Genomic DNA, 11,719 nt, shown 5'->3' on the forward strand with positions numbered 1-11,719 from the left:
CTGCCGCGCCGGTGTCCCGAGGCCGGTTCCCGAACCTCCGCCGCTCAGCCCCGCGGAGGCGCCGGAACCGAACGGTTCGGAGCGGAGACGCGGGTCATCGAACCGCGCTCTGCTAAAGGATAGACCCCTAACCTTTGACGGACGGGCGGTCTGTTCAAGGATTCCGCGGAACCTCCGGGGCCGGTCCCGGGCGTCCGGCCGCCGGCACGGCCGTGGCCGCCGCTCCCCGGGGCGCATACGCTGGAGGCACTATGACTTTGCGTGTACTGGCCGCCATGTCGGGCGGGGTGGACTCCGCGGTCGCCGCGGCCCGTGTGGCCGAGGCGGGCCACGACGTCACCGGCGTCCACCTGGCCCTCTCCAAGAACCCTCAGTCCTACCGCACGGGCGCGCGCGGCTGCTGCACGGTGGAGGACTCCCACGACGCCCGCCGGGCCGCCGACGTCATCGGCATCCCCTTCTACGTGTGGGACATGTCGGAGGAGTTCGACCGCGAGGTCGTGAGCGACTTCGTCTCCGAGTACGAGGCCGGCAACACCCCCAACCCCTGCCTGCGCTGCAACGAGAAGATCAAGTTCGAGGCGGTGCTGGACCGCGCGATCGCCCTGGGCTTCGACGCCGTGGCCACCGGGCACCACGTCCGCAAGGTCGACGGGCGCCTGGTGCGCAGCGTGGACGCGGCCAAGGACCAGTCGTACGTGCTGGGCGTCCTCACCGCCGAGCAGGTGCGGCACGCGATGTTCCCGCTGGGCGACTGCACCAAGGAGGAGGTGCGCGCCGAGGCCGAGCGCCGGGGGCTGTCGGTGGCCGACAAGCCCGACAGCCACGACATCTGCTTCATCGCCGACGGCGACACCGCGGGCTTCCTCAACCGGCGCCTGGGCGAGCGGCCCGGGGAGATCCGGGACGAGGAGGGGAACGTGCTGGGCACCCACCGGGGCGCGCACACGTTCACGGTGGGCCAGCGCAAGGGCCTGGGCCTGAGCGGCTCGCCCGACCCCCGGTACGTGCTCTCGATCGAGCCGGTCGGCAACACGGTGACGGTGGGACCGCGTGCGGCCCTGAAGGTGGACGGGATCACCGGGAGGCGCCCGGTGTGGAACGGCTGCGAGCCGCTGACCGAGCCCACGGAGTGCCGCGTCCAGCTGCGCGCCCACGGCGAGGTGTACCCGGCCACGGTCCGCCAGCGCGAGGGCGCGGACGGTCCGGAGCTGGAGGTCCGGCTGGCCGAGCCCGCCACGGGCGTGGCCACGGGCCAGGCGGTGGTGGTCTACGACGGCGCCACCGGGGACACGGTCCTGGGGTCGGCGACGATCGCGGCCACCGTGCGGGCGGCGGCCGCGGCCTCCTGAGGAAGCCGCGACCCCTGAGGAAGAAGGCCGCGCGGCACCCGACCGGGGACCGCACGGCCCGTGTGCCTGATGGATGAAACGGGCAAACTGGACAGGAGTTTCCTCACTTTCCCGCCTTGGTCCCTTGCCGGAGTTAGGTAAGGCAATGCAAAGTGAGGAAGGTCAAGGTTGGGGGTCCGGTCCATGCCGCAGTTCGCTTTCCTCGAAGGCCAGCCCTTCTGGATCATCTACTTCACGCTGCTCTTCGTCATCTCGCTGCGCGCTCCGGCCACCTACTGGCTCGGGCGCGGCCTGGGCGCCGGGGTCACGCGCAGCCGCATCGGGAAGCGGATCGGCCCCCGCCTGACCCGCGCCGAGGACCTCATCAACCGCTACGGCGCACCCGTGATCACGCTCAGCTTCCTCACCGTCGGGATGCAGAGCGCCGTCAACCTCGCGGCCGGCGTCGTGCGCATGCGCTTCCCCAAGTACATGGCCGCCATGTTCGTCGGCGGGCTCATGTGGGCCGGTCTGTGGGGGCTGGTGATCGCCGGGGCGGTGGGCGCCTGGCTCACCCTCTTCCTCAACTCCCCGTGGACCGCCGCGGCCGTGGTCGCCGTCGCGGGCGCCCTCGTCGCGGCCATGGCGGTGCGCTCGCGCCGCAGGGCGGCCCGCCGCGCGGCCGAGGCCGGGGAGGACGGGCACGGGTCCGCCGGGGAGACCGTCGAGGCGGGGTCGGAGACCGCCGCCGCCTGACCCGCCGCCCCCGGCGGCCGGACCCGGGTGACACCTGGGCCGTTCGGGGAAGCGCGGGGGAAGACCTCCGTGGCCCTAATCTTGGGCGTTGTGAGTGAAGAGCACAGTTACCCCTGGCCCGCCGCCTCCGCCACCGGTGTGGGCTCCTGGCCCGGTGAGGACCCCGACGAGGCCGTCCGCACGATCCTCGGCGAGCTTCCCGACCTCCCGCACCTGCCCGAGCTGCCCGCGCGGGGTGTCGGCGCCGACATGCTCGGCCGCACCCTGGGTCTGCTGGTGGACATGCCCGCCGAGGTCCAACCCTCCGGATGGCGCGTCGCCGACACCCCCGGCCGCGACCTCGGCCGAGCACACAGCTTCCTGTCCTACGACCTGGACGCCCTCACCGAGCACGCCCGCGACTTCACCGGGACCCTCAAGATCCAGGCCGCCGGGCCCTGGACCCTGGCCGGGACGGTGGAGCTCCGCAGCGGACAGCGGATGGTCGCCGACCCGGGAGCCTGCCGCGACCTCGCCGAGTCCCACCTGGAGGGACTGCTGGCGCACATCGCCGAGGTGGGCCGGCGCGTCCCCGGCGCGCGGCTGCTCGTCCAGGTCGACGAGCCCTCCCTGCCCGCCGTCCTGACGGGCTCCCTGCCCACCGCCAGCGGCTTCGGCCGCCTCCCGGCCGTCGACCGGGTGCGCGTGGAGGAGGTGCTGCGCGTCCTGTTCTCCGCGATCGCCGACGCCGGTGCGGTCCCGGCCGTCCACTGCTGCGCCGAGGGCGCCCCGGTCGACCTGCTGCGCCGCAGCGGAGCCCGGCTGATCGGCCTCGACGCCGCCCTGCTCGGCCGCCGTCACGACGAGATGCTCGGCACCGCCGTGGAGGCCGGCACCGGCCTCATGCTCGGGGTCGTCCCGGGCGCCGATCCCACGCCCGCGCAGGCCCGCCGAATGTCCGACCCCGCCGCTACCGTCAGTTCCGTACGCGAGTTGTGGAACCGGCTCGGGATCGGTCCGGAGCTGCTCACCCGCGCGGTGGTCACCACCCCCTCGTGCGGGCTGGCGGGCGCCTCGCCGGGACATGCCCGGCAGGCGCTGAAGGCGGTCCGGGACGGAGCCAGGGTCCTGCGGGACGAGCCCCGCCGGTAGCAGGCCCCGGTAGCAGTACGAGAGAGAAAGGCAGCCAGTGGCGCCCGACAACACGACCGACATTCCCGACAAGGTGCGCGAACGCCACGAGGAACTGTCCCGAGAGCTGGACGATCACAGCTACCGGTACTACATGGGCGCCCCGGTCATCTCCGACGCCGAGTACGACACCCTCATGCTCGAACTGCGCGGCATCGAGGAGGAGTACCCCCTCCTCGTCACGCAGGACTCGCCCACCCAGAAGGTCGGCTCGCCCATCAGCGTCGACTTCGCGGCCGTCGAGCACCTGGTGCGGATGGAGAGCCTGGGCAACGCCTTCGACCTCGACGAACTCGGCGCCTGGGCCGACCGCGCCTCGGCCGAGGTCCCCGTCGAGGCCTACCTGTGCGAGCTCAAGATCGACGGCCTGGCGGTCGACCTCGTCTACGAGAAGGGCCGCCTGGTCCGCGCCGCCACGCGCGGGGACGGCCGCGTCGGCGAGGACATCACCCTCAACGTGCGCACCATCGCCGACGTGCCCGAGCGGCTCGACGAGAGCGTGCGCCCCGCCCCCGAGCTGCTGGAGGTGCGAGGCGAGGTGTTCCTGCCGGTGGAGGCCTTCGCCGAGCTCAACCGGCGCATCACCGAGACCGGTGAGCACACCCCCTTCGCCAACCCGCGCAACGCCGCCGCCGGCTCGCTGCGCCAGAAGGACCCGCGGGTCACCGCCACGCGGCCGCTGTCGATGATCGTGCACGGTGTGGGCGCCTACACGCCCGCGGGTTCCGACAGGGAGCGGGACACCGTGGTCGCGGGCGACGCCGAGGACACCACCTTCACCAGCCAGTCGCAGGCCTACGCCCTGCTGGGGGAGTGGGGGCTGCCGCTCAGCGACCGGTACAAGGTCGTCCGGACCATGGACGAGGTGCGCGAGTACGTCCGGTACTACCAGGAGCACCGCCACGAGCCGCCCTACGAGATCGACGGCATCGTGGTCAAGGTCGACAGCTTCGCCCTCCAGCGCCGCCTGGGCTCCACCAGCCGTGCGCCGCGCTGGGCGATCGCCTACAAGTACCCGCCCGAGGAGGTCACCACCACGCTGGTGGACATCAAGGTGGGCGTGGGCCGCACCGGGCGCGTCACGCCCTACGGCGTGATGGAACCGGTGACCGTCGCCGGCTCCGAGGTCGAGTTCGCCACCCTGCACAACGCCCAGGAGGTCGCCCGCAAGGGCGTGCTCATCGGCGACACCGTGGTGCTGCGCAAGGCCGGCGACGTCATCCCCGAGATCGTCGGCCCGGTGGTGGACAGGCGCGACGGCAGCGAGCGCCCCTTCACCATGCCCGAGAAGTGCCCCGAGTGCGGCACCCCGCTCGGACAGCAGAAGGAGGGCGACGTCGACCTGCGCTGCCCCAACGCCCGGTCCTGCCCGGGCCAGCTGCGCGAGCGGCTCTTCTTCGTGGCCAGCCGCAAGGCGCTGGACATCGAGGCGCTGGGCTACGTGGCGGCCACCGCCCTCACCCAGCCGCTGGAGCCGGCCGAGCCCGCGCTGCGCGACGAGGGCGACCTGTTCGACCTCACCGTCGAACAGCTGCTGCCCATCCGCACCTACGTGCTGGACCCCGACACCTCCGAGCCCAAGACCGACCCGAAGACGGGCGAGCCCAAGGTCGTGTCGTTCTTCGCCAACAAGCAGGGCGAGCCCAAGAAGACCGTCGAGAAGCTCTTCCAGCAGCTGGAGGAGGCCAAGTCCCGACCGCTGTGGCGGGTGCTGGTGGCGCTCTCCATCCGGCACGTGGGCCCGCGCGCCGCCGAGGACCTGGCCCGCCACTTCCGCTCGCTCGACGCCATCCGCGACGCCGGCGAGGAGGAGCTGGCCGCCGTGGACGGCGTGGGCCCCACCATCGCGCGCTCCATCAAGGAGTGGTTCGAGGTCGACTGGCACAACGAGATCGTCCGCAAGTGGCGCGCTGCCGGGGTGCGCATGGAGGACGAGGTGGACGAGAGCCGCCCGCGCACCCTGGAGGGCGTCACCGTGGTGGTGACCGGCTCGCTGGAGGGCTTCAGCCGCGACGGCGCCAAGGAGGCCGTCGCCGAGCGCGGCGGCCGCGCCACGGCCTCGGTGTCCAAGAAGACCGGGTTCGTGGTGGTCGGCGACAGCCCCGGCTCCAAGTACGACAAGGCGGTCAAGCTGGGGGTCCCCATCCTGGACGAGCAGGGCTTCCGGGTGCTGCTGGAGTCGGGGCCCGAGGCGGCCGAGGCACTGCGCCTCAACCCCTCCTCCTGAACCGGGGCCTTCCGGTGGCGCGTTTCACATCATGTCCAGCCACCACCTTTGTTAACTGATAGTTCCGAGTGCGCGACAGTTTGTGACGAAAGTGCGTAAGGTGGACAGCGCGTAACCGTGGAAGCGGTCACGGCCCGACCCGGGATCCGGTCATGAGGGGTGACCGGATCCCGGCTCCTGAGCGCCAGGGGCGGCGGTCACCTCCGGTGGCGCCGCCCCCTTGTCCCCCTCGCGAGGTCCAAGGGATGAAAGACCCCAACAGCAGCAGGGACATCGGTCCCCGCGCCGGAACGCCGCTGTGGCTGTACATGGCGGCCACCATCGTCGCCGGAATGCTCCTGCTCACAGGGGCGGCCCTGGGGAGCGAGCCCGCGCAGTACCTCGGTCAGGCGACCGAACCGCTCACCTGGGTCCTGATCGCCATGGTCGTCCTGGGCGAGCTGCGGCCCGTCGCCGCGCCCGGGCAGGCACCCGGCAACGGGTCGCCCACGTCGCTGCCCTTCTCCCTCGCCCTCGTCGTGGTCCAGGGGCTGCCCCTGGCACTCCTGGCCCAGGTCCTGGCCGTGGCCGTGGCCGGGACCGCCCGGGGCCACGCCGTCCACCGGATCGCCTTCAACGCCGCGCAGTACGTCCTCTGCCTCGGCGCCGCGGACGCCGTGCTGCGCCTGGTCCTCCCGGTCCTGCGCGACAGCCCCTGGGTCCCCGCGGGAGAGGTGATCATCGCACTGGCCCTGGCCGGAGCCGTCCACTTCGCCGTCAACCGGATCCTGGTCAGGTCCGCCGTCGCCATGCACGAGCGCTCCTCTCTCGGCCCGGCCCTGCTCAAGGACATCCGCGGCCAGATCCGCGTCACCTGCGTCCTCGTCGCCCTCGTCCCCCTCGTCGTCGTCGCGGCCACCCACTCCGTGCTGTACGTGCCGCTGTTCGCCCTGCCCCTGGGCGCCCTGTACAGCAGCGCCATGCTCTCGGTGAAGCGCGACCACCAGGCCAACCACGACGAGCTCACGGGCCTGGCCAACCGCAAGCTCCTCAACCTGCGCGCCCGCAGCGAGATGGACCGGGCCGGTCGGCACGGCGGCCGGATCGGCCTGCTCCTGCTCGACCTGGACCGCTTCAAGGAGGTCAACGACACCCTGGGCCACCCGGCCGGGGACCGCCTCCTCCAGACCGTCGCCCGCAGGCTCAGCCACAGCGTCCGCCCCGGCGACCTGGTGGCCCGGCTCGGCGGCGACGAGTTCGCCGTCCTGCTCACCCAGGTGCGCGACAGCGCGGCGGCCGCCGAGGTCGCCGCCCGCCTGCGCTGCGCCCTCGCCGAGCCCGTCCGCATCGACGGCATGGACCTCGACCTGGGCGCCAGCATCGGCATCGCCCTGTTCCCCGACGACGCCGACAGCTTCGAACACCTCCTGCAGCGCGCCGACGTCGCCATGTACGTCGCCAAGTCGGCCCGCTCCGGAGTGGAGTCCTACGACCCCGGCAAGGACCGCAACTCCACCGCACGCCTCAGCCTCTACAGCGAGCTGCGCCGCGGCCTGGCCGAGGGCGCTCTGGAGATGCACTACCAGCCGCGGGTCTCCCTCGACGACGGCCGCGTCACCGGCCTGGAGGCGCTCGCCCGCTGGCAGCACCCCACCCGCGGGCTGCTGCTGCCCGAGGAGTTCATGCCGGTGGTCGAGCAGTCCAACCTGTTCCGCGCCTTCACCGGACAGGTGCTCGACATCACCCTGGCCCGGGTCTCCCGGTGGCGCGAGGAGGGCCTCACCCCGACCGTCGCCGTCAACCTCGGCATGCGCGAGCTCCTCGACCCCCGGCTTCCCGACACCGTCGACGCCTGCCTGCGCGAACACGGCGTCCCGCCCTCGCAGCTGGTCCTGGAGATCGGCGAGGACTCCCTCGCCGACGACGGCGAGGCGGCCGCCGCGGCCGTCCACCGCCTGCGCGAACTCGGGGTGGGCCTGGCCCTGGACGACTTCGGCACGGGGCACTTCACCCTCGTCCAGCTCGCCGAGCTGCCCCTGGACGAGGTCAGGATCCACGAGTCGTTCACCGCGCGCCTCACCGACGAGGCCGGGACCGCCGCCGTGCACGCCGCCGTCGCCCTGGTGAACTCCCTCGGCATGGACGCCACCGCCGAGGGCGTGCGGACCCGCGAACTCGCCGCCGCCGCCCGGGAGGCGGGCTGCCGCACCGGCCAGGGCAGCCACTACTCGCACCCCCTGCGCGGCGACGAGGTTCCCGCCTGGATCGCCGCGCACAGCGGCGGCAGCACCGCGGGCACCTGCGCGTGAGCGACACCGGGGACGGCCGCCGGGGAACCCCCGGCCCGCCGCACGGCACCGCCCGACCTGCGCGGCGGGCGCGGCGGGGACCTGCCCTCCCCGGCGGCGGAAAGCTCCTGGACACCGCTCACGGCGGACGGCATCCGCGGAACACGCCCTAGGATTGACAGGACAGTCCTTCCGCCGAAGAAACGGTGAGTTTCTCATGACCGCCATCACCCGCGATGAGGTCGCGCACCTCGCCCGGTTGTCGCGGCTGGCGCTCGACGAGAGCGAGCTCGACACGCTCGCCGCCCAGCTCGGTGACATCCTCACCGCCGTGGCCAAGGTGCAGGAGGTCGCCAAGGGCGACATCCCGCCCAGCTCGCACGCCCTGCCGCTGACCAACGTCTACCGCCCCGACGAGGCCCGGCCCGGCCTCACCCCCGACCAGGCCCTCGCCGGTGCCCCGGCGGTGGAGGAGCAGCGTTTCCGGGTTCCGCGGATCCTGGGGGAGGAGGAGTAGATGAGCGACATCATCAGCCTCACCGCCGCCGAGCTCGGCGCGGCGATCAAGGCGGGCGAGACCTCCTCGGAGGAGGCCACCGCGGCCTACCTGGGGCGCATCGACGCCGTGGACGACCAGATCGGCGCCTTCCTGCACGTGGGCCGTGAGAGCGCCCTGGAGCAGGCCCGCGCGGTGGACGCCCGCATCGCCGCGGGCGAGGAGCTGGGCCCGCTGGCCGGCGTGCCCGTCGCCCACAAGGACGTGTTCTCCACCAAGGACATGCCCACCACCGCCGCCTCCAAGATCCTCGAGGGCTGGCGGCCGCCCTACGACGCCACCGTCACCGCGCGCCTGCGCGAGGCCGGGATGGTCATCCTGGGCAAGACCAACATGGACGAGTTCGCCATGGGCTCCTCCACGGAGAACTCCGCCTACCAGGTCACCCGCAACCCGTGGGACACCGGGCGCATCCCCGGCGGCTCCTCGGGCGGATCCTCCGCGGCCGTGGCCGCGTTCGAGGCGCCCCTGGCCACCGGCACCGACACCGGCGGTTCCATCCGCCAGCCCGCGGCCGTGTGCGGCCTGGTCGGCGCCAAGCCCACCTACGGCGGCTCCTCCCGCTACGGGATGATCGCGTTCGCCTCCTCGCTGGACACCCCCGGCCCGTTCGCGCGCAACGTGCTCGACGCCGCCCTGCTCCACGAGGCCTTCTCCGGCCACGACCCGCACGACTCCACCTCGATCGACGCGCCCGTGCCGCCGGTGGTCGAGGCCGCCCGCAGCGGTGAGATCGAGGGCCTGCGCGTCGGTGTGGTCAAGGAGCTCGACAGCGACGGCTTCCAGGCCGGCGTGCGTCAGCGCTTCCACGAGTCGCTGGAGCTGCTGGAGTCCCTCGGCGCCAAGATCGTCGAGGTGTCCTGCCCCAGCTTCGACGCCGCCCTGTCGGCCTACTACCTCATCGCGCCCAGCGAGTGCTCCTCGAACCTGGCCCGGTTCGACGCCATGCGCTACGGCCTGCGCGTCGGCGACGACGGCACCCGCAGCGCCGAGGAGGTCATGTCGCTGACCCGCGCCCAGGGCTTCGGCCCCGAGGTCAAGCGCCGGATCATGCTGGGCACCTACGCGCTGTCGAGCGGCTACTACGACGCCTACTACGGCAGCGCCCAGCAGGTGCGCACCCTCATCAAGCGCGACTTCGACGCCGCCTTCGGCAGCGTGGACGTGCTGGTCTCCCCGACCACGCCGACCACCGCGTTCCCGATCGGCGAGCGCACCGAGGACCCGATGGCGATGTACCTGGCCGACCTGTGCACGATCCCGACCAACCTGGCCGGGAACGCCGCCCTGTCGGTGCCCTGCGGCCTGGCCCCCGAGGACAACCTCCCGGTGGGCCTGCAGATCATGGCCCCGGCCCTGGCCGACGACCGCACCTACCGGGTCGCCGCGGCCGTCGAGCGCGCCCTGGCCGACCGCGACGGCGCGCTGCTGGCCCGCAGCCCCTACGCCGTCGGCGCCTGAGCCCGGTTTCCGCCGACGGCGGAGGACGCCCGCCGCCCCTCGGGGCGGCGGGCGTCCGTCGTCAGCGGGGTCACCCGGGCCGGTGCGCGGGTTCGGGCTGCGGCTCGCGGACGGCGCTCATGGCCACGGCCAGGCCCGCCAGGACGGGGACGGACCACCACAGCTGGTACCAGTAGACCGCTTCCAGCGCCTGCCACGGGGTGGTGGCCAGGGCGGTGCCGAGCAGACCGCCGACCGCGAAGGCCAGGGTCGAGCGCGGCGGCCTTCCGGTGGCGATCCGCAGGCCGGGCAGAGAGGCCGCCACGGCCCAGACGACGAGGAAGACGCGGTGCGCGCCGGGGTCGGGCACCTGGGCGTTCCAGGCCGACCCGGCCATGGCGACGGCGGCCGCCACGAACAGGAGCGCTCCGGCGATCGGGAGGGGATGTGTGCTGCGTTTCTCGGGTGCGAGTGTGCGCTGATCCTCCGTGTGAACGTCCATAATCCCCACCACTGCCCCGATATGTCCTCCCCATGCGGAAATTTTGGGGCCCCGGAACGGCGAAGGGCCCCTTCCCGGGACGGGAAGGGGCCCTCACCTCAGGTCAGGACCTGGGTCAGCCGATGTTCTCGTTCGAGGCAGCGGACTTGCGCTTGCGGCTGAAGTAGATCGCCGCGCCGCCCGCGCCGAGGGCGGCCACGCCGACGCCGACGAGGCCGGCCAGGGCGCCACCGGTCACCGGCAGGCTGGGCTTGTCGTCAGCCGGAGGGGTCACCTTGGGCTCGGCCGGGGTGCTCGGCTCGACGCTGGGCTCCTCCGGGGCCTCGGGGGTCTCCGGGGTCTCGGGCTCCTCCGGGGTCTCCGGGGCCTCGGGCTCCTCCGGGGTCTCAGGCTCCTCGGGGACCTCGGGGGTCTCCGGGGTGGTCCACGTGACGGAGGCGTCGGCGGAGACCGACACCTCCTCGTTCTTGGCGGTGATCAGGGTCTGGGTCCGGAGGCCGTTCTCACCCTTGAACAGGCGGCCCGCGGAGATGGTGGCGCCGGTCACCAGGCTGAAGGAGGCCTCGCCCGGCTCGGTGCCGGCCGGGACGGAGAAGGCAACCGTGTCGCCGTTGTCGACGGTGGTGACGGCCTCGCCGGTCTCCGCGTCCACGAGCTCCACGCCCTCGGGGGCGGTCAGGTCGACCGGAACGGCCTCGGCGCTGGTGGAGACGGTGAACTCGCCGACCGTGCCGCCGGCCTCACCGGTGGCCGACTCCGGGGTGATGCTCAGGGTCGGGGCGGGCTCCTGGGGCAGGTCCTGGGCGTTCCCGACCAGGTAGTCGTAGACCTTCCTGACGCTGTCGGGGCTGTTCGCGGTGACCTTGACGCCGTTGGTGAAGTGCCAGATCGCGGCCTGGGTGGCGGCGATGGCCTCCTTCTCGGTGAAGCGGTGGGCGCGGTTGCCCAGGTCGGCGTTCTCGGCGAGCTGCTCGACGCCGACGGTGGGGTAGCTGTTCTGGAGGATCCAGTGCACCTTGCCGCGGGCCTCGGCGAAGTTGCCCTGGCCGTTGTACTGGCTCCAGGAGTCCTCGACGTACCAGGCCTGGGGGACGATGCCCGTCTTGAGGTCGATGCAGTACGCGGTGAGGGTCTCGCCGTTCTCCAGCTTCAGCTCGAAGAGCGAGGTGCTCGCGGTGCCGATGTCGAGGCGGACGTTGTCGCCCTTCTGGGCGTCGCGAACGTACTGGGCGCGGACCGCGCCCTCGCCCTCGGCAGCGGCGGGAGCGGCCAGGCCGAGAGCGAGCAGGGCAGCGGCGCCGCCGGCCACGGCGGTGCGGCCGAAGGCACGGGGGATGGACATGCGTGTCACGTTGCTTCCTCAGGATCTGTGCTGTCGGCGGCCAGGGGGCACGAAGGGAGAGGCCGACGGGAGATGAGAGACGAGGGGAGGGAACCAAGACGAGCGGACTGGTTTCCCCTGGCCGATAT

General features: G+C 72.8%; 9 protein-coding genes. 7 read left to right on the forward strand and 2 right to left on the reverse strand.

Features of this window, described 5'->3' with window-relative positions; genetic code table 11:
- Positions 1 to 251 precede the first annotated feature (251 nt).
- The 7 genes from mnmA to gatA all read left to right on the forward strand — a co-directional run bounded on the left by mnmA (position 252) and on the right by gatA (position 9,768).
- The gene (gene mnmA / locus FHS13_RS11165; RefSeq protein ID WP_246405165.1) at positions 252 to 1,352 is read left to right on the forward strand and encodes a tRNA 2-thiouridine(34) synthase MnmA; all 1,101 of its coding nucleotides are present in this window, start codon (positions 252 to 254) and stop codon (positions 1,350 to 1,352) included.
- A gap of 183 nt (positions 1,353 to 1,535) precedes the next feature.
- A complete protein-coding gene (locus FHS13_RS11170; RefSeq protein WP_184291244.1) occupies positions 1,536 to 2,087 on the forward strand; it encodes a DedA family protein in 552 nt (183 codons plus the stop codon).
- Between the two features lie 90 nt (positions 2,088 to 2,177).
- Positions 2,178 to 3,218, forward strand: coding sequence for a uroporphyrinogen decarboxylase/cobalamine-independent methonine synthase family protein (locus FHS13_RS11175; RefSeq protein WP_184291246.1), 1,041 nt, complete (start codon positions 2,178 to 2,180; stop codon positions 3,216 to 3,218).
- Positions 3,219 to 3,255: 37 nt separating this feature from the next.
- Positions 3,256 to 5,484 carry an NAD-dependent DNA ligase LigA gene (gene ligA / locus FHS13_RS11180; protein ID WP_184291248.1) on the forward strand — a complete coding sequence of 743 codons (2,229 nt, stop codon included), beginning with the start codon at positions 3,256 to 3,258 and terminating at the stop codon, positions 5,482 to 5,484.
- A 245-nt stretch (positions 5,485 to 5,729) separates the two neighbouring features.
- Positions 5,730 to 7,772, forward strand: coding sequence for a putative bifunctional diguanylate cyclase/phosphodiesterase (locus FHS13_RS11185; protein ID WP_184291250.1), 2,043 nt, complete (start codon positions 5,730 to 5,732; stop codon positions 7,770 to 7,772).
- A gap of 196 nt (positions 7,773 to 7,968) precedes the next feature.
- Positions 7,969 to 8,268 carry an Asp-tRNA(Asn)/Glu-tRNA(Gln) amidotransferase subunit GatC gene (gatC, locus tag FHS13_RS11190; protein WP_184291252.1) on the forward strand — a complete coding sequence of 100 codons (300 nt, stop codon included), beginning with the start codon at positions 7,969 to 7,971 and terminating at the stop codon, positions 8,266 to 8,268.
- A complete protein-coding gene (gatA, locus tag FHS13_RS11195; RefSeq protein WP_184291254.1) occupies positions 8,269 to 9,768 on the forward strand; it encodes an Asp-tRNA(Asn)/Glu-tRNA(Gln) amidotransferase subunit GatA in 1,500 nt (499 codons plus the stop codon).
- Between the two features lie 70 nt (positions 9,769 to 9,838).
- Here the strand turns inward: gatA and FHS13_RS11200 are convergent, their stop codons facing one another.
- Positions 9,839 to 10,249: a hypothetical protein gene (locus FHS13_RS11200; RefSeq protein WP_246405167.1), complete on the reverse strand. Its 411-nt coding sequence runs from the start codon at positions 10,247 to 10,249 to the stop codon at positions 9,839 to 9,841.
- A gap of 115 nt (positions 10,250 to 10,364) precedes the next feature.
- Entirely contained in the window at positions 10,365 to 11,600 is a 1,236-nt protein-coding gene (locus FHS13_RS11205) for a Cys-Gln thioester bond-forming surface protein (RefSeq protein ID WP_184291256.1), read from the reverse strand.
- Positions 11,601 to 11,719: the final 119 nt, after the last annotated feature.

The organism is Nocardiopsis algeriensis (assembly GCF_014203695.1).
GTDB lineage: Bacteria > Actinomycetota > Actinomycetes > Streptosporangiales > Streptosporangiaceae > Nocardiopsis > Nocardiopsis algeriensis.

Coding starts and splice junctions, on each gene's coding strand:
- mnmA (WP_246405165.1), top strand. CDS start 252: ATGACTTTGCGTGTACTGGCCGCCATGTCGGGCGGGGTGGACTCCGCG.
- gatC (WP_184291252.1), top strand. CDS start 7,969: ATGACCGCCATCACCCGCGATGAGGTCGCGCACCTCGCCCGGTTGTCG.
- FHS13_RS11185 (WP_184291250.1), top strand. CDS start 5,730: ATGAAAGACCCCAACAGCAGCAGGGACATCGGTCCCCGCGCCGGAACG.
- FHS13_RS11170 (WP_184291244.1), top strand. CDS start 1,536: ATGCCGCAGTTCGCTTTCCTCGAAGGCCAGCCCTTCTGGATCATCTAC.
- gatA (WP_184291254.1), top strand. CDS start 8,269: ATGAGCGACATCATCAGCCTCACCGCCGCCGAGCTCGGCGCGGCGATC.
- FHS13_RS11200 (WP_246405167.1), bottom strand. CDS start 10,249: ATGGACGTTCACACGGAGGATCAGCGCACACTCGCACCCGAGAAACGC.